This window comes from Bacillus sp. SIMBA_008 (genome assembly GCF_046535495.1).
Taxonomy (GTDB): Bacteria; Bacillota; Bacilli; order Bacillales; family Bacillaceae; genus Bacillus; species Bacillus subtilis.
The window spans coordinates 387,336-407,116 of the sequence record NZ_JAWRWL010000001.1 but is presented as its reverse complement, the minus strand read 5'-3'; the positions used below and the strand labels follow the sequence as shown (position 1 = coordinate 407,116).

Here is a 19,781-nt window from a genome sequence, read left to right as displayed (position 1 = left end):
CTATCCTAGGTAACAGCCTACGATATACGTATATTCAAAAAGGAGCCCTTTATTGCAATGAAGAAAAAACAAACAACAAAAGCGTTGCTTGTCACATGCATAACTGACCATAAGCAAGATTTCTACAGGTTGGCTTTCAGTTATGTGAAAAATCAAGATGACGCATTAGATATTGTTCAGGAATCGATAAAAAAAGCGCTGAGCTCAGTTGAAACGGTCAGGAACCCTGAGACGATAAAAAGCTGGTTTTATAAAATTTTAGTGCGGACAGCCATTGATTTTTTGCGCAAACAAAAAAAGATAAGAGTGATGGACGACGAAACGATAGAATTTTTAAGCAAAGGAAAGGAAGACCATTACAAGGATACTGATCTCCATGAAGCGCTTGACGAATTGCCATACCGCTATAAAACCATTATTATTTTACGCTTTTTTGAAGACCTCAAATTAGAAGAAATTGCGGAAATTACAGGAGAAAACACGAATACCGTCAAAACGCCGCCTATACAGAGCATTGAAGCTGATGCGCATTCAGCTGACGAAGGAGGATCTTTCTTAATGGATAAGAGATTACAGCAATTAAGAGAAGAATATAAAAATGTTCCGATTCCTAAAGAATTGGATATCATTGTTGAAAAAGCCCTTCAGCAAGAACCAAAAAAGAAAAGAATCGTCATGTGGCCGACATCAGCAACAATCGCTGCAGCTATTTTTTTCACTGCGCTTGTTAATATCAACCCTGACACTGCTCAGGCTATGTCAAAGATCCCTGTCATCGGCAAAATCGTCAAAGCGATCACCTTTATTGAAATCAAAGAGGAAAAAGACCAATCAAGCATTGATGTCAAAACACCTGCTTTGTCCGGGCTTTCTAATAAAGAGCTTGAAAACAGCATTAACGAGAAATACTTGAAAGAAAGCCAGCAGCTGTATAAAGAGTTTATACAGTCCACATCCAAAAACAAAAAAGGGCATCTCAGCATCTACAGTGATTACGAGACGGTCACAGACACGCCAGATTTACTCTCTATCCGGCGCAATATTGAAAAAACACAAGCATCTTCCTACACACAAAGCCGTTATATTACAATTGACAAAAAGAATGATATTTTACTTACATTAAAAAGCTTATTCAAAGATGAGCGCTATATTAAAGTCATCAGTCAAAATATTAGAGAGCAAATGAAACAGCAAATGAAGGAAGATCCAAATAAAATATATTGGCTCACTGACGAAGATGCAGAACCGTTCAAAACGATTCTTCCTGATCAGACGTTTTACATTACTGAAGACCATAAACTTGTGATCTCATTTGACGAATATGAAGTCGCCCCCGGCTATATGGGCGTTACCGAGTTTACAATTCCAACCAGCGTCATTTCAAACTTGCTCGTGGGAGAACGTTATATTCGATAAAATAAAAACATCCATCTAAGATTATGGATGTTTTCTCTCTTCTCTATTCGAGGTCGTAACCTCGCTATCAAAAACAACGAGAATATTTGCTTACTATTGGAGGAATACCCATGTATCACAAGACACAGCATCATCGATACATCCCTGGACTTGATGGCCTTCGCGCTTTTGCCGTCCTGTCAGTTATCGCTTATCACCTAAATTTCAATTGGGCTAACGGTGGTTTTATCGGAGTTGATATCTTTTTTGTTTTATCCGGATATTTGATTACATCCATTCTATTACCGGCATATGGAAATGATATCAATCTTGATTTTCGGGACTTTTGGGTGCGCCGCATTCGGCGGCTTCTGCCGGCAGCGTACCTTATGATCTTTTCCACTGTTGTGTGGGTCGTATTGTTTGATCGAGAACTATTGCACACTGTACGTGGAGATGCGATCTCTTCTCTCTTTTATATGAGCAATTGGTGGTTTATTTTTCACAAGCTATCATATTTTGATAGTTTCGGTTCCCCATCACCTCTAAAAAAACCTTTGGTCGCTGGCGATTGAAGAACAATTTTATATCATATGGCCGATGTTCTTAGTTGCTGGAATGTACATAATGAAAAGCCGCGCCAGATTGGCTGCGGTGATATCATTGCTTGCGCTTTGTTCAGCCGTGATGATGAGCGTACTGTATGAACCTGGCGGAGATCCGAGCCGCGTTTACTATGGCACAGACACTCGTTCGTTTGAACTTCTCATCGGATGTGCCTTGGCTTTGGTATGGCCGATGAAAAGGCTGTCTTCCAACAGGCTGCCAAGCAAACTGAAGCACACTTTGCACGCCACTGAATTTTTGGCATTTTGTATTTTAGTGTTGTGTGTCTATTTCACAGATGAATACGAGCCTTTTCTTTACAGAGGCGGAATGCTATTCATTAGCGTGACTGCCGCAATCCTTATTGCATGTGTTTGCCATCCGAGCAGCTTTTTAGGCAATCTGCTTTCATGGAGGCCGCTTCGGTGGCTTGGAACGAGGTCTTACGGAATTTATCTTTGGCACTACCCTGTTATTGTGTTAAGCACGCCAGTTCAAGAAATCGGAAACCCTGTTCTTTGGCATATCGTGCTAAAGGTGATTGTGACATGTATACTTGCCGAGCTTTCCTATCATTTTATTGAGAAGCCGATACGGACACAGGGATTTAGGTCATTTTTCCGTCGTGTTTTTATACATAGAATCAAGGAATGGAAAACGACATCTGTCATCAGCAAACTGTCAATTGGTTTCGTCATTTTCGCTATACTTATTTTTGCAGGAGGGCTGTCTGGGTTAGCCGGAGAGCAAAAGCACCCTACCAAATGGACCTATAGCTCACAAGAAACAAATGCTGACACCAGCCAGGCTTCTGGGGATAAAAAGAACGCTGCAGCAGATAAAAAACACAATCCTGAACAAAAAACAACAGATTCCATTCAGGGTCAAAAGGAAAACAAAGATAGTGGGCAAGAGACTCATAAAAAGAAAGACACGCAATCTCAACAGACGAAAGAACCCGCAGATACTGCGAAAGAGGTGTTAGCTATAGGAGATTCCGTCATGCTTGATATTTCTTCACACCTGCGTCAGTCACTTTCACATGTGACGATTGATGGAAAGGTAGGAAGACAAATGTCTCAAGCTTTGGAACTCGCAAGGGAGTACAAGTCTTTTAATCAGCCGAACAAGGCTGTCATCATTGAGCTTGGAACCAATGGCTACTTTACAAACAGCCAAATCGAACAACTGCTTCAATCTTTCTCAAAAGCCCATATCTATCTTGTCAATACACGGGTTCCCCGCCAATGGGAAAGCAAGGTTAATGAATCTTTACAGCACCAGGCAAGCGCACATCAAAATGTTACGTTAGTTGACTGGCATACAGAAGCCCTTCAGCATCCGGAATATTTTACCCCTGATGGTGTTCACTTGGTTCCTAAAGGGGCAAAAGCTTTGACCGCTCTTATTGTTCAGGCGATGAAATCATAAAAAAGAGATCCTATGCGGATCACTTTTTCACTTTAGTTTCTGATCGTTGATTATGTCTCCTTTCAGCAAGGCTGCCCTTATGTTTACATTCCGTTTACGTAAGGGTAAGCCAAAATAGAATGGAGGGATGATAATGAAAGGAAATAAAGAACATGACATCCAAAAAGAGCTGAAACGATATGAGTTTTTTTTCCAAAAACGATATAAGGTTCTTTATACAGTAAACGATTTTATCATCGGTGCTATGTTTCTCGTTGGAAGTTTTTTCTTTTTCTATGGCCAATTATTTATCGAAAACACCTTAAGTGTCAATACAGGCACATCAAGTCAGCAAAATGACAGATTCTTCACTAAGTAAAATGGCTTTTATTGTTTTTCAGCCTTTATCGAATTGGACAAATGAAAAATAATACAAATTTAATTACCAGTCGGAAATTCGCACGGCCTCAAATTTGTGGGGGTAACAACTTTTACTGCTCGAGCTATTTATCTCACAATAGCTCTTAAAAGAGACGAAAAAAGAAGTAAAGAGTGTCGACCTTTATGTTTTTTTCAGCAAAAATGAAAAATCAGAAATAGCAGGTTGATACGGTAAGGTTGAAAATAGCTTCACTTGTAAAAGGTCATTAAATTGCACTTTTTAATTGTGCTGTTCTGTTTGTCGCAATGAACAGGCAAAATCAATGTTCAAAATAAACCCAACACCCAATGAAATTTCACAGCCATCACGGCTGCTGTCCCTTTTAAGATTTTTACTAGGGGCAAAATACACCATTGATGCATCAAAAAATGCTTTAATAAAGAGACACATCATTCATTCTTATTTGACCAATCGGAAAGTAAAAATTGTATTGCTTACTGATCGAGTAGTAAAGTTTTTCTGCGAGTCACTTAAATATAAATTTATTTATACTAGAACACTTATAGTATAAGGAACGGCGAGCTTTTACAGGGAATGTTGGGATTTAGGTGTACCAGATCATAGTTAGATGTAAAGTGATAAAGAACATGAATACAGGATGAATCAATTCATAAAAAAGAGCTGTTTTCAGAATTCTGAAAACAGCTCTTTTCTTTTAATTATGGTGCTATTTTTTAAGTAGTACGCTCTTCGACACGTTCTTTCATTGTAAAATCCCTCCCTCGTTACATTTTATCAAGATTCAGAATATTCCAAACCCCGATATTGTCACTATACCATAACTCATTTCATTTTACTACCTTTTTTTTAATATTTTGTTTATTTATTACAAATAATGCTATGAATTTCTTCTGACATTCTAAGTGTTTCTTTCTCTTTTTCCATTATTAATTCGACTTTGTCAAGCATTCTCTGAATTAAATTTAACCTATTATTCATAGTTGATTTTAGAACCATATTCGCCGACACTTTCCAATCTTGTCCTATAAATAAATAAGCCTCTGCTATATTTTTTATTTCAGGATAATAAACAGAAATATCAAATAGATAATCAGCATATTTATATCTAGAATTTGAAACCGCCGATAACCCCCTATATATTTCCATAATTTTTTCTTCAGACTGATTGAAGGTGTCATCAATATTATGTTCGTAATAAAAATCTAAAAATTTTTCCAAACCCGACAACCCAAATTCTTTAATAACACCCGGTACATCAGGAATATTAGAGGTAGATATTATTCCCCTCAGATTATTATTATTATGTTTAATAGGTTCTAATAGTATTTCCTTAGTTAAATAATTTTCTTCAGGTAATTTAATATACATGTATTTAAGATTCATAGAGTTTGCCTCTATCAGCTCTTTAGGTTTTAGTTCTGCTATTGAACCATAAGCATCATCAACATATGTAAAAAGACTTTCTTCATAACCGATAATTGTGATTATATGAGGAGTGTGACGTGTTTGATAATACATATTTCCTCTCGTATAGTATGTATCAACTGGGACAAGTACAGGTTCATTTTCTCTTAGAAGATTGATTATTCCACTTAAAAAATCATTTTTATATTTATGTTTAATAGTCTTTACTTTAATATTGTGTATCCACTCTAGCTCTTGGACACGGGTTAAATATGAACCTTCTAAATTACCAATTCCATACTTTTCATCAATATAATAAATTAACCCTGATTGTTTCCAGACTGAATTAGAATGGGGATAATTCTTATAAAACAATATGTTAGTTACACTTAAATTCATACAATCATATCCAGCTCTATTATATGGTTTAATATCCAATATCATTATAAACACCCATCCTTCTCAAGTGTTAAAGAAAAAATATGCATACTGGGATTATCAACTAGTAATATGCTTTTAAAGAGACTATTACTTGGAATTCCAACAACAGAATACCATATATTAGTTTTTACTGTCCTAGTATAACCACTCTTATTTGAGTTAATACCTTCACAAATAATACCTTTTTTATTATTAAATTTAGGCGAAGACTCAATCCAATCTGTTAATCCAATTTTTACTTCTTTAATATCATTTCCCACAAGTTTAATAGGTTCAATAAAAGAGCCATTATCAGCGGCACCAAGAACATGTATATTGCTATAATATGCTTCTTTAATTTGAATTTCTTGATTCATAAACTCCAAATTGTCAACAACTAAAGGATCTTTATTTGGAAACAAAAAGGGCACACCATATAATTCTAAAACACTTCTAGAAGATGGGAGATTTTCAGAAATATAACTTGATCCAAATCCAGTAAAATTAGCATCTTGTGGATTATTCATTCTGGAAATCCCTTTATTATTAAATAATTCTTCTAAATTTATCATTTCGTATTTCCCCATAAAATCACCTTTCTTAGAAAATATACTTATTTAATTTGTTTAAAAGTTTTCGTCTGTTTTTGCAAAATCATTTCCTCTTATCTTTCCAGTTAAGTAATCTTTAACTGCCTCATCAACTTTTTTATAGTGATTAAGATTAAAAGTTTTTTCTCCAAAAATGGGGGTATCTATTAGATTTAATTCTGAATGTGAATGTAAAGAACTAACAATTTCCTGAACATAAGCAGAACTTGACAACTTAGCGAGGGTGAAACTTTCTCTTAACCCTTTAATTTCATTTACATTTTCGTCTATAAATATACTGGTCTTATGAACACAAAAAAGTTCTGAAATTATTTTATTAGAATTTACTTTCCAAGTATTAATTAATCTTTTTCTTCCATAAGGCAAATTAACTTTATAAACTCGACATATGTCCATATCCCAATGTGGTTTATCAAAGATCAGTACAACCATATATGTCACTATTCCTTCACTATTTGCTAGATAAAATTGTACATTTCGCCTGCGTTTTTCCCATAAAAATGAACTTGATCCATTAACAAGAATCTCATTTCCAATTTTTAAATTAACATTGATAGTATCTAACACTTGCTTTCCTGATATTGAAAAATCACTATAAACATAAGTACCTCCGAGTATTTCAAAAGGTGTACCAGGTTTAATATTACTAATCATTAATATTAAATCAATTGGGTGTGATATCTCAGATGTAACTCCTATTGTAGGTCTATGATCGTATAACCTGAACTTTCCCCAAAAAAAACTTGCCCTTTTTACAGTAAGGTTGTTTGTTTGCATCCAATTCAACAAATACTTTAAAATTAAACTATGTCTCTCTACAAAATGCACAGCAATTTCATTTTCATCATATATAGAAAGTATATCTCTGACTTGATTAAATTTCTCAACCAACAATTTTTCAACTAAAATTCTTTTATATTTTGTAGAATATTTCTTTATATCTTTAAGTATATTAAAATGGCTATTCTCATTTGTTGCTATAACTATAATATCGTACGCCCCATTTATGAGAAGGTCATTAACTTTTTGATAAGTTTTTATATTTGTATTATAAAAATTTTCAAGTCTCTCTCTATTTCTATCACAAATTGCAACTAGTTTTACATCGCCTTTAATTTTTTCTCTATATAATATCGCTCTTAAGAACCTGCTGCCCGCACTTCCCATACCAATTAAAGCAATTGATAGCATAATATTAAGTCCCCTTGAATAGATGTTTTCTTTTTATTCTTCCTTAGATAGATAATCAGCAAGGATTAGGATCCCTTTTTGTAATTCAGCTATATCTATTTTTTCATGAGCTGAATGTGCATCAGAGAGATCACCGGCACCAAAAATTAAAGTGGGTATACCAGTAAATCTTTGATAAAGATGTGCGTCACAACTTACACACCATCCATAGCTTTCTTGTTGTTTTATTCCATTTCTATTTAGTGAATTCATTAAGCTTACTACGTTCGGGTCATTTTTCTCGATCAGGTAAGCACTATTCTTTAATCCTTCAAATTTTATACAAACATTATTATTAGTCCAGTCATCATTTGTATCTCTGCATACTTTTGTTATTTTTTCTTTTATATCTTCAATAGAGTAGTTCGGAAGAAAACCAATATTACAAATAAGCTCGCAATATTCTGGGACGGATCCTGCCCACTCTCCTCCATTTATTTTTCCTATATTTATTTGTACTGGCATATCCCATATGGAAAATGCTTGATTGTTTTTTGCTTCTTCTAGTAACTCTAGTTCTAAGCACTTAAGTCGATTTACTATATTGTAAGCACTTTCTATAGCATTGACACCTGCTTCTTTACTTCCCATATGTACTGCCTTACCTTTTACGGTAATATTCGCTGTTATACAACCACGATGTCCCCTATACACTAAAAGATTTGTAGGTTCCATCACAATTATAGAATCTGCCTCGACACCATGCAGAATAGAAGATATAGTTCCATTACTACTGACCTCTTCTTCAATCACTAAATCAATAGCTATTTCTTTATTTATTTTAATATTGTTTTCTTGCAAAAACCTAATAGCTTCTATTAGCATAATTAAATTACTTTTTGTATCACAAGCACCGCGTCCATATATGTAACTATTTTTAATGTATGGAGAAAAAGCATGAGGAAAGTCTACTGTTGCTGGGACAACATCTATATGAATATTAAATAGCACACTCTTTAAACTATTATTTTTACTGTATTTAAACGCTTTAATATTAAAACGTTCTGAATTAATAACTGATTGGTTGGTTTTCACAAAAGCTGAGTGAAGTTCTAAATCTTTATGTAAATGTTGTTTTTCAATTATAAAGCCAACTTCGTTTAGATAGTCTCTTATAAAATTTAATGCTCTATGTTCATGTGGTGAAGAAGTATCTATACTTAAATAAGAAAACAAATTACTTATTATCCTATCTTCATTTTGATAAAACCACTCTTTAAATTTCATTTTCATTTTAACACCTCATTCTTTGTTGTTATTATTCTGATTGTCTGTTCTATTAAATTTGCATTCTTGCTTGCTTCTTTTCTATCCTTCCCTGTTACAATAATATAACCAATGCCTTCCGCCATATTGCGAGGTTTTTTCACAATATCTCCTACAGAGTATGGGGGAAACTTCCACCACTTAAAGTCATAATAACCTGGTAAATTTTTAATTTCTTCTAAACCCTCTATATTAGTTATAATACCTGGTTGTGCAAAAATTGTTCTATTTACCATACCCTTTTCATATTTTGGATTCAAATAATTGTAATCAATTTCTTCATGTAGTGCTTGTTGAATAGCAGCTCGGAGGATATTCGTACCATTACTTAAAGGAATCATCTCTGTACCGAAGCGAGGACCACCAAGCCTAGGCGTAATTTCAAGAACTTTTATTTGTTTGTTATGTAATATAAGATCTCCTTTTACAATCCCATTTTTAATTCCTAAAGCAAGGGCAGCTTCTTCAGTAACTTTAGAACACATCCTTTTTTCTTGATCCGCTAAAAGTGTAGGAATAATGTCTCCAACTTCCACAAAGTGGGGCTTGTACTTTTCATAATGAAAAACTCGTTCGGAAAGACCAGTTAAATGAAACTTTCCATCTATCATTAAACCTTCACTGCTGTATTCTGTTCCTTTTAAATATTCATTTACTATAACACTTTTTTCATTAGTAGCATTCGTACAGTATTTATAGGCTTCATAAAGATCTTGTTTACTTTCCACAAGTACTACGCCTATCGATCCGTATAGATTTATAGGTTTTAGTACTAAGGGAAACTCTACATCTATTGCCCTTTCCAATAATTCAGCATAACTATTTACGATTCTATATTTAGGTGATGGAATATTATTCTCTTCAAAAATTTTACTTCTATTTGATTTTATAGTTGAATTAACTGCAACTTCATAAGGAATACCGAATAAATTAAAATGTTCCGCAATGATTGATACAGATATTGCTGTATCAATACATAAACTAAAAACAGCTTCAAATTCATATCCTTTTTCATATAGGTAACAAGCTGCTTCTAAGGCGCTCTTAGGATCAATAGGATCTGCTCTAACGAATTTAGTAATATACTGCATGCCAATATCATGCTTAAACTCTGCTATCATATAAATTTCGTAGTCTTTGTTAAGATCTTTTAAAATCTCGGCACTATTTCCATTACCACAGAATAAAATTCTTCTTTTTCTCAATTTATAACACCTCATTATCTATGACTATTATTTATTGATATCGATACTTGTTATATTATCCAATTCCTTTAATAATGTTGTTTTTTGTACTAAGTATTTCAATTCTTCAATAAAAGGGGTGATCGAAGTATCGTATGATAGATAAGGTACAATCTTTCTTACATTATCATAAAGAACTTTGGTTGCATTTGATAGGTTGCTTTCTTCTCTTATATCAATAGCTTGACAAGCACATAAAAGTTCAAAACTAACGATATATAAAGTATTCTCTAAAATTTCTTTACATCTCCGTGAAGCTATTAATCCAAAAGAGACTATATCTTGAAAATCTCCAGTTGATGTTAATGTTTGTATTGATAATGGTGTGCATAATGATCTATTTTCAGCAGTCAGGGAAGTACTCATAAATTGACCACCCATTAAACCTAATCTTAATCCTGGATTTTCTTTTGTTAGGAAAGCAGGTAGACCATTACTATTTGACTTATCCATAAATCTATCAATTCGTCTATCAGACAAATTAGATAATGTCGTTAAGCAAATTGATAAGTAGTCCATAGCCATAGAGATATATTGCCCATGGAAATGTCCATTATGAAAAACATCGTTTTCCTCTGGTAAAATCAAAGGATTATCACTACTTGAATTGATTTCATTTTCTATAATAGTCGATGCAAATTCAACAGTTTCATATAATGGACCTAGTATCTGAGGAGAACATCTTAATGAATACGCATCTTCAATTTGATTGTCTAAATGCTCTACAACATTTTTTTTCTTTTCTTGAATATTAGCCTCTGTTTCTGCTTCATCTATAACAAATTTACTTGATTTTAAAATATTATAAATTTTAGTTGAAAAATAATTCTGTCCTTTATGGAGTTTTCTTTTATGAACTATTGGATCAAAAGGTTTAAGCTTTGTAGCAAGCCCTTCAAAAGTCAACGCAGAAATGTATTCGTAAAAGCCTAAAAGTTGTTTTACCCCATCACTTACCATAGCACCCGTACCTGCCATAGCCGAGGTTCCATTTATAAGAGCTAGACCTTCTTTGTAGCCCAATTTCATTTTTTTAATTTTAGCTTTAATAAGTGCTTCTTCTCCTGTTAAAACTTCGCCTTCAAACTTTGCCTTCCATTTTCCCACTCCAACCAATGCTATAAACGCTAGAGGCCCTAAGTCTCCGCTTGCACCTAAAGATCCTTTTTTTGGTATACATGGTATTACATTTTTGTTTAACATATTCAAAAATATTTTGAAATTCTCTAAAGATATTGCAGAAGCCCCTTTAGATAGAGAAATTAATCTCGCTAACATTGTCGCCCGAACATCTTCATCACTCATATATTCGCCTACATTTGAGGCAACAGAGGATATTAAATTATTTTGTAACTTTTCGGAAAATTCGACAGGGACTAGATAATCTACAAATCCTCCCATACTTGTTGTTACACCATAGATTATACGACCATTTTCAACATATTCATCCAATAATTTTCTAGACGCTAAAATTTTATTTTTCACTTCATCATCAATTTCAACTTTCAAATCTGGCTCTTTTACTATTTTAATAAAATCAGAGAGACTTATTTTTTGGTTGGATAATACAAATTTTTTAAATGAGTAATTTTCCATTAAATTATATTCCTCCTACTAGCTTAAGTTAAAATTTTTTATGCTTTGAGTAAAAATCATACAATCTAGGTAACATTTCATTTCCCAATCCTCGCTCTATAGCTTGTTGAAAAAATAAAATAAATTCATCAACAATAAATAGTTTACTCTGTTCTTCTTCATTAATTATTTCTTTAAAATATTTTAAATCTTTATAAGCATTGTTGATTGAAAATTGTAATATACTTTCTTCCTTATTATTAATCCAATTAATCATTGAAGGTAAAGTAGATATATAATTAGAACCTTTGGACATTATCTCATCAAGTTTATTAACATCAATGTTATTTAATTTAGCTAATGCCAAAGAAGTAATAACTATTCCTGTAAACCCCATAGAAATGAAATTGTTAAATAGTTTTAATTTGTGTGCTTCCCCTAATTTGCCTATATAAAAAATATTCTCCGAAAAACAGCGCAAAATGTCTTTATTTTTTTCAAAAATAGTATAGTCTCCACCAACCATAACATTTAGTTTACCCTTTATTGCTTCTTCAGGGCCTTTTGTTAGTGGGGCATCAAGAAGGGTTACTTGTTTATCCTTTAAATAATCCCCTAAGATTTTTGTTGATTCTGGGCGGGATGTTGAACAATCAATAATTACAGCATTATTCCTTAAATGATTAATAACTCCATCTTCCCCTAATAAAACTTCTTCTACAACCCGAGAGTTAGGCAAGCATAATAGAATTGTTTCACATTTAAGAGCAATATCAATTATTGAATACTCTAGCCTTGCCCCCATCTCCTGTAACTTTTGAACTTTTTGACTATTTCTGTGTTTAATTATGTGTAAAAAGTACCCTGCTTTTATTAAATTTAAAGCTATACCGTAGCCCATATTTCCAATTCCTATAAGACCAATTCTTTTACTCATTGTTTTTTTCTCCTTACTCAAACTTTTTATTTTGTATCCTATTTAATCTTATATATACAAAATTTATAATATCTTCTATCGTTTTAAATTTATCATAAATTAAAAAATCATCGTCAAACTCGATTTCAAAACGTCTTTCAATTTCTGAAACCATTTTGATAAATCGTACCGAATCCATACCAATTTCACTAATTTTCAAAGTTTTATTCTTAAAATCTGTCTGTAAAATATCATTTATAATATACATTATAGTTTCTTTATAATCACTTTTGTGTTCTGAAGTTTTTCCTTTTTGAATAACAAGTTCTTTAATTTTTTTCCGATTTATTTTCCCGTTAACGTTCATAGGAAATGATTCAAGACAAATGAAATGACTAGGAACCATATAAATTGGTAGTTTATCAAGTAAAAAAGATCTAAGTTTCTGTTCATTTATTGTGTTATTACTTGTAAAAAATGAACAGATCCATTGCTCGTTATTCTTATCTCTATTAATTTCTGTTACACATTGTTTTATTCCAGGGTATTTAATGATTACTTTTTCGATTTCTTCCAATTCTATTCTGTATCCTTGAAACTTAACTTGATTATCCTTTCTACCTAAATATTTAATATAACCACTTGGCAAAATTACACCGAGATCACCAGTTTTATAAATTCTATTCTCACTAATTGACGGAATTGAGACGAAGTTTTTTTTGGTAAGCTCAGGCTTATTAACATAACCTTTACCTACACCTATCCCTGATATATAAATTTCTCCTTTTTCGTTAACTCCCAGTTTTTGTTGTTTTTCATTTAAAATGAATACATTCATATTTTTAATAGGCTTTCCTATATGAATATCATTTGCTTTAGTTAAATTGCAATAAGTTGCAAATGCAGTTATTTCTGTTGGTCCATACAGATTATAAATCTTAGCACTACTATTAGTTTTAATTAATTCAAGTAGATTATAGGATATATTTTCAGCACCTAATAGCACAGTAGTTAGTCTTTTTAAAAAAACATAATCGTTATTGTAACTAAGGAGGTATTCTAATCTTGTAGGAGGAATAAGGAGTATATCAACATTGTTATTTATAATTAATTTTTTCATTAAAACAGGGTTTATTTGCTCTTTTTCATTCGCAAGCACAACTGTCAAACCCTTACATAAAGGTAAAATAGTTTCAGGTACTGACATATCAAAAGAAATATTTGATATGCAGGCTATTGTTTTCCCAAAATTTATTCCAACTTCTTCTGTTCCATTTCTAATTAAATTCATTAACGACTCCTGTGTTATCAGAACACCTTTTGGATCCCCTGTCGAACCAGATGTATAAATAATATAGGCTGTATTTTTCATATAATTAGGTGAACTTTTTTGTGGAATATCTTCAGTATATGTTGTTATTTCTTTTGCTTTAGACATATTTATAATTTTCTTGTTCTTAATGTAATTGCAATCTTGATCAGAAACAACACATTCTGATCCGCTATCTTTTATTAAATAAATAATCCTTTTTTCGGGTAATGTTGGTTCTATGGGGACATAAGTTGCACCTAGCTTCAGTAATGCAAATAATGTAGCAAGTAGCTCAGGAGACCTTTTCATTATTATACTTACTATTTTACCTGAATGAATTCCCTCTTTTTCTAAATATAACGCTATTGAATCCACACGGAATAGAAACTCTTTATAAGTAATTCTCTGACTTTCGAATTTGACTGCTACTGTGTCTGGATACTTAAATGAAGTCCTCCTTAACAAATCATAGATTGACAGTTCCATTTTATTACCCCCCCTTAAATTAACTGCTAGCGCTGCTATAATTCTTTATTGCATAATTCCAAAATATACGGACTAAAACAAAAAGAATGATCGGGACAATATAAGCCCATATTAAAAGCGTATTAGAAATCTTGCCAACTAAGAACATTGAAGGAAAATTTGAGATTGTAAAAATAGGTATAAGAAAAATCCCTATTCTTTGAATTATTTTTGTATAAATTACCATCGGCATTGTATTAAAATCCCATGCCTTATCTGATATATTAAATATCGCCTTTGTTTCAATAATCCAAAAAGACAAAAGCTGCGGAATCAAAAATAATGTATACGCAACAATTACTCCTAAAAAAATTAGTAATATATAACCAAGAAAATAACTAAATGTTAAATCTATATTTAATTTTAAAATAGCCATAATAACCATTGCCGTTCCACCTAAAAAGTTTGATAGGATCATAGAAAAGTCAATTTTCCTAAGTGTTAACATAAACTGGAGGGAGACTGGTTTTATTATAAGAAGATCTAAGTCACCCTTTTTTATGTTATTAGGTATTTCGTAAAAATTAATCATTATAAATCCAGTATAGAATGCTGTTATTATAGAAAAAGTTCCTACATAAAGTAAAATTTCATCTGGTGAGTAACCGTTAATAGTAATGTCTAGATTATAAATAACAATAAGATACATAATTTTTGTAAATATAAACCCACTTTCTACAATAAACCCAATGAAAAAATTCCATCTATATTCCATTTGAGTTATTAAACTAAGTTTTAAAAATTGAATATATACAATTAAATGCTTATTAACTACATTAATTAATTTACTCATTAGCCACCCACCGCCAAATATTTGTTCATACCAATTTTCCACAAAGCTTTAAGGAGAAAAAAGTGGATAACTATCCATACTAACTGAATTAGAACTCCATTAAGAATCATGGAAGGGCTTAATCTTCCTGTTATTATGTTTATCGGAAAATATACTGTATATTTAAAAGGTAAAAAATTAAGAGCATAGTTTAATCTTTCACCAAAAATATCTAAGGGGAATATTGAACCACTTATAATTAACGTTAAAAGATTGACTCCCCAAAAAAGCATTGATACTTCTTCAAACCAAAATGCTAATGAACTTATACAATAGAAAAAAAGAAAATTAAGCAATATAGATAATAATATAGGTATAATCGAAAAAAATATATTGATTATATTTAAATCTAAATCCATAACCGAGTTAATAGTACATAATAAGAATACTGAAAGTATTATTGTAACTAATAATTCGCTGCATTTTTGTCCTAAAAAACAACTACTTCTAAACTTAAAATAATTTATTGGCTGAATAAGAAATTTACTTAAACCCCCATCCTTTATATCTAGTGCAATATCCCTCTCAAACCCTGTAGATACTAAATTCGTAACCAAAGCAGCCATTACGGTATATATAATTAACTCACTATAAGTATAACCAAAAACTGTTTTGCTACTAGTATTTTCAAAAATAGAAGACCACAAGTATAATTGGATTACTAAAGTGAAAAATCCTCCAAATATATTAAGAAGGAAATTAGTTCTATACTCCATTGAATTTTGAATTCCTAATATAAAAGTTTTCTTATATTTTAGCCTCTTTCTCAATTTTAATCACACCTTCTTTCCTATACAATAATTCAATGCTCTCTTCAATTGGAATATTTTCTATGGTGAAATCTTTTATTGGAAATTGACTTAGAATGGATAATAAATCTTGATTAACAATTTTATTTTCAACTTCCAACTGTACATTATAATCATCATACATCCTAATATTTCCAAGTGGAGATAACTCATTTTTATTAAAGTTTTCTGTGAAATTTAGATTTATTAGTTTTTTATTGTTAAATATCTCATTTATTTTATATAAATCACCATCATAAACTAGCTCCCCATTATTAATTACTATAACTCTATCGCACAATTCCTCTATATCTTCCATATAATGACTCGTTAGTATTATTGTTGTTTTGAATTTTTGGTTATAATCTTTAATGAATGCTCTAAGATTTCTTTGAGTAATTACATCTAAACCTATTGTTGGTTCATCAAGAAAAATTATTTTAGGTTGATGTATTAGTGCAGCAATCAATTCCATTTTCATTCTCTGTCCTAGAGATAATCTTCTTACTTGAACGTTTAATAAATCTTTAACTTTTAATAATTCAGCCAGTTCTCTAACAATTAAATTGAACTGTTTATCATTTATTTCATATATATATTTATTAAGATTTAGTGATTCTATTGCAGGTAAATCCCACCAAAGCTGACTCTTTTGCCCCATAATTATGGAGAAGTTTTTCTTAAACTGTTCTTTTCTTTCCCATGGTATATAGCCGCTTACTGTAGCGGTTCCTTCAGATGGATAAAGTATTCCAGCTAACATTTTTAATGTCGTAGTTTTTCCGGCACCATTAGGACCTAAAAATCCAACGATCTCACCTTCTGAAATACAAAAGGACACATTCTTCACAGCTTTTTTGACTAATTTCTTTCTTCGAAATAAATTTTGAAGTGAAGATTTTACCCCAAGCTCTTTTTTATAATAATCGAAATGTTTAGACAAATCTTTGACTTCTATAATCATAAGACCATTCCTTTTCACATTTAGTCTCATAAGGCAACCATCAACAAATAGAGAAGTTTTGTTAACCAAAAACAATTGTTATAAATAACTCTTTTTTAATATATACAAAAACATTTACATATTAATATTTTTATAGATTATTCTTATACCAATCAATAGTTAACCGCAAACCAGTTGCAACGTCATAATCAGGTTTATAATTCAATAAATTCATAGCTTTATTTATATCTGCATTTGAATGTCTAACGTCTCCAACCCTATCCGGACCAAACTTAGGAACTATTTCTTTTCTAAGAATTCGAGAGATATCTGAATATAGCTGAATTATGGTTTTCTGTTGGCCGAATGCAATATTGAAAACCTTGCCAAAAGACTCTTCTTTAGCAAGACAAGCTTTTAAATTAGCTTGGACTACGTTATCAATAAAAGTAAAGTCTCTAGTCTGTAAGCCGTCACCATTAATTATTGGCGGTTTATTATAGAGAAGCGTCTTGATGAATTTTGGTATAACCGCAGCATAAATTGAATTAGGGTTTTGCCTCTTTCCAAAGACATTAAAATAACGCAAACCAATAGTTGGAAAATCATAAATCTCATTAAAATTTTTCGAATAAAGTTCTTTGGTAAGCTTTGTTATTGCATAAGGAGACAATGGATTACCTATTCTATCCTCAATTTTTGGTAGATTTAAATCGTCACCGTATACTGAAGAAGAAGAAGCATATACAAATCTTTTTACTTTAGCTTTTTTAGAGGCTACAAGCATATTTAAAGTTCCGTTCACATTTACATCATTTGTTTCAATTGGTTTGTCTATAGATCTAGGCACAGAGCCGAGTGCTGCTTGATGTAGTACATAATCAATTCCCTCACATGCCTTTTGACATTCTTCTAAATTACGAATATCACCTTTTTGGAGGTCAAAATTAGAGTTGCTATAAAAAACTTCAATATTTTCTTTATTACCAGTAGAAAAGTTGTCAAGAACCCTTACATAAAACCCCATTTCTAGTATTTTTTCAACAAGATTAGACCCAATAAAACCCGCTCCACCAGTAACGAGAAATTTGGAATTTTCAGGGAAATCATATCTATTATTATTATTATTCAACTTAAAGCCTCCAATAGAGAAAGTTTTTATTCTCTACTTCTTCTCGATTAAAAATGCCTTTTAAATCAATTAAAGTATTTTTTTTTATATTTATTTTATAATTTTGATTTTGCACTTCAGAGGAAGTTGCAGCTTCCATAATTGCAGCTTCGAAAGCAACATTATTGTATACATTGATTCTATACATATTTGAAATATCAGTTAAATCAATAGATTTAAATATATTATGAGGGACAGCGAAAATTATACAGTCCATATTTTTTATATCATTAATATCATTAAGTTTAATTCTGTATTCATCCCATAAATCATCTGCATTTGCAATAGGATCTACTACCTTTATGTTGGTTTCATACTCTTGAAGCTCTCTAATTGTATTCACAACTAAGCTATTTCTTATATCCGGACAGTTCTCCTTAAATGTCACACCAAATACTGCAATTCTTGCTCCCTTAATATTCTTCCCGGCTTTTAATAACATCTTTATAGTATTTTCCGCAACATACTTTCCCATACTGTCATTTATTTTACGTCCAGCAAGAATTATTTGTGAATGATATCCTATCTCTTCAGCCTTATATGTAAGGTAATACGGATCTATTCCTATACAATGTCCGCCAACTAAGCCGGGTGAAAAGTCCATAAAATTCCATTTAGTTTTTGCAGCTTCTAAAACAGACTTTGTATCTATCCCCATTTTATTGAAAATAATTGAAAGCTCATTCATAAAGGCAATATTTATATCTCTTTGAGAATTCTCAATTACTTTAGCTGATTCCGCCACTTTAATACTTTTTGCTCTATAAACTCCTGCCTTTACAATTGTTTTATAAACTTGTGATATAATATTAAGTGACTCCCTGTCCATTCCAGCTACTACTTTTGTGACATTTTCCAAATTGTGGTGATCGTCCCCTGGGTTTATTCTTTCTGGTGAATATCCAATTTTAAAATCAATCCCACATTTAAGACCTGACTCTTTCTCTAATATTGGTGCACATATTTCTTCTGTAACGCCAGGATAAACGGTAGATTCATAGACTACAATCGAATCTTTTTTTAAGTTTCTACCTACAATAGAACTTGCCTCTTTAAGTGGAGATAAATCAGGGGTTTTATTTAAATTAATAGGAGTAGGTACAGCAATAATATGAAATCTAGAATCCAAAAGCTCTTTTTCATTATACGTAAACAAGATATCTGAATTTTTTATTTTTTCCCTTTCTACTTCATAAGTATATTTTTTACCTTTCAAATAATTTTTTATTTTATCCTCAGAAATATCAAAACCTATTACTTTAAAATATTTTCCTAATGAAATTGCAAGTGGCAATCCAACATATCCTAAACCAATAACTGATACTTTAAACTTCTTATCCCGTAAAGATTTATACAAGTTCATAATTTCCTCCCATAAATATATGCGGACATGAGAATTCTTGATAAATTACAAAGGATTCCTAAAAAACAGTTATCAAGATAAGTCAAGTATACTTAATACACACAATATAAAAACTCTGAAAATTTCAATTCGCAATTCGATTTTTCAATTGCCCTTTTTAAGTTTTAGCCCTAGCATATCAACATCAGTTGTATATAAATACCCTTAACTTGATACCTTCAGCTTCTTTGATTATTATACCATAGTTACCACAATTATACAAACATTTTTCTGGTTTTTCAGAAAATTCTTTTTGATTTTAACAAATTCAATGGCTTAAATTCCATAGATAGCTAGAAAGGAATAATACTAAACTTTCGTCCTGAAC

General features: G+C 31.6%; 14 protein-coding genes and 3 pseudogenes. 4 read left to right on the top strand and 13 right to left on the bottom strand.

What is annotated here, in order from left to right:
• Positions 1-57: 57 nt before the first annotated feature.
• The 4 genes and pseudogenes from sigV to SB658_RS02015 all read left to right on the top strand — a co-directional run.
• Positions 58-559 (top strand): annotated as a pseudogene (gene sigV, locus SB658_RS02030) (RNA polymerase sigma factor SigV).
• Complete coding sequence (gene rsiV, locus SB658_RS02025; RefSeq protein ID WP_015714403.1) at positions 559-1,416, top strand: anti-sigma-V factor RsiV; 858 nt, start codon at positions 559-561, stop codon at positions 1,414-1,416. Before sigV ends, rsiV begins: the two are co-directional and overlap by 1 nt.
• 110 nt (positions 1,417-1,526) lie before the next feature.
• A pseudogene (oatA, locus tag SB658_RS02020) lies at positions 1,527-3,432 on the top strand (peptidoglycan O-acetyltransferase OatA).
• Between the two features lie 133 nt (positions 3,433-3,565).
• A pseudogene (locus tag SB658_RS02015) lies at positions 3,566-3,718 on the top strand (YrhK family protein); the annotation flags it as partial.
• Positions 3,719-4,672: 954 nt separating this feature from the next.
• Here the strand turns inward: SB658_RS02015 and SB658_RS02010 are convergent.
• From SB658_RS02010 to SB658_RS01950, 13 genes are all read right to left on the bottom strand, one after another.
• Positions 4,673-5,662, bottom strand: a complete 990-nt coding sequence (locus tag SB658_RS02010) for a cysteine peptidase family C39 domain-containing protein (RefSeq protein ID WP_015714405.1) — start codon at positions 5,660-5,662, stop codon at positions 4,673-4,675.
• The gene (locus SB658_RS02005; RefSeq protein WP_128422325.1) at positions 5,662-6,210 is read right to left on the bottom strand and encodes a hypothetical protein; all 549 of its coding nucleotides are present in this window, start codon (positions 6,208-6,210) and stop codon (positions 5,662-5,664) included. The genes SB658_RS02010 and SB658_RS02005 overlap by 1 nt, the downstream gene beginning before the upstream one ends.
• Before the next feature lie 54 nt (positions 6,211-6,264).
• Positions 6,265-7,440, bottom strand: coding sequence for a Gfo/Idh/MocA family protein (locus tag SB658_RS02000; protein ID WP_015714407.1), 1,176 nt, complete (start codon positions 7,438-7,440; stop codon positions 6,265-6,267).
• 33 nt (positions 7,441-7,473) lie between these two features.
• A complete protein-coding gene (locus tag SB658_RS01995) occupies positions 7,474-8,712 on the bottom strand; it encodes a M20 family metallopeptidase (RefSeq protein ID WP_015714408.1) in 1,239 nt (412 codons plus the stop codon).
• Positions 8,709-9,950 carry an ATP-grasp domain-containing protein gene (locus SB658_RS01990; RefSeq protein ID WP_015714409.1) on the bottom strand — a complete coding sequence of 414 codons (1,242 nt, stop codon included), beginning with the start codon at positions 9,948-9,950 and terminating at the stop codon, positions 8,709-8,711. The genes SB658_RS01995 and SB658_RS01990 overlap by 4 nt, the downstream gene beginning before the upstream one ends.
• Before the next feature lie 27 nt (positions 9,951-9,977).
• Positions 9,978-11,585, bottom strand: coding sequence for a phenylalanine aminomutase (D-beta-phenylalanine forming) (locus tag SB658_RS01985; RefSeq protein WP_015714410.1), 1,608 nt, complete (start codon positions 11,583-11,585; stop codon positions 9,978-9,980).
• 28 nt (positions 11,586-11,613) lie between these two features.
• A complete protein-coding gene (locus tag SB658_RS01980; protein WP_015714411.1) occupies positions 11,614-12,501 on the bottom strand; it encodes an NAD(P)-dependent oxidoreductase in 888 nt (295 codons plus the stop codon).
• Positions 12,502-12,514: 13 nt separating this feature from the next.
• Complete coding sequence (locus tag SB658_RS01975; protein WP_015714412.1) at positions 12,515-14,278, bottom strand: non-ribosomal peptide synthetase; 1,764 nt, start codon at positions 14,276-14,278, stop codon at positions 12,515-12,517.
• 19 nt (positions 14,279-14,297) lie between these two features.
• Positions 14,298-15,110 (bottom strand): ABC transporter permease, encoded by an 813-nt coding sequence (locus SB658_RS01970; protein WP_015714413.1) that lies wholly within the window; start codon positions 15,108-15,110, stop codon positions 14,298-14,300.
• Entirely contained in the window at positions 15,110-15,865 is a 756-nt protein-coding gene (locus SB658_RS01965) for an ABC transporter permease (protein ID WP_128753637.1), read from the bottom strand. The genes SB658_RS01970 and SB658_RS01965 overlap by 1 nt, the downstream gene beginning before the upstream one ends.
• 31 nt (positions 15,866-15,896) lie before the next feature.
• Positions 15,897-16,901 (bottom strand): ABC transporter ATP-binding protein, encoded by a 1,005-nt coding sequence (locus tag SB658_RS01960; RefSeq protein WP_015714415.1) that lies wholly within the window; start codon positions 16,899-16,901, stop codon positions 15,897-15,899.
• Positions 16,902-17,031: 130 nt separating this feature from the next.
• Positions 17,032-18,012 carry an SDR family oxidoreductase gene (locus SB658_RS01955; protein ID WP_015714416.1) on the bottom strand — a complete coding sequence of 327 codons (981 nt, stop codon included), beginning with the start codon at positions 18,010-18,012 and terminating at the stop codon, positions 17,032-17,034.
• A 1-nt stretch (position 18,013) separates the two neighbouring features.
• A complete protein-coding gene (locus SB658_RS01950) occupies positions 18,014-19,414 on the bottom strand; it encodes a nucleotide sugar dehydrogenase (RefSeq protein WP_015714417.1) in 1,401 nt (466 codons plus the stop codon).
• Positions 19,415-19,781 lie beyond the last annotated feature (367 nt).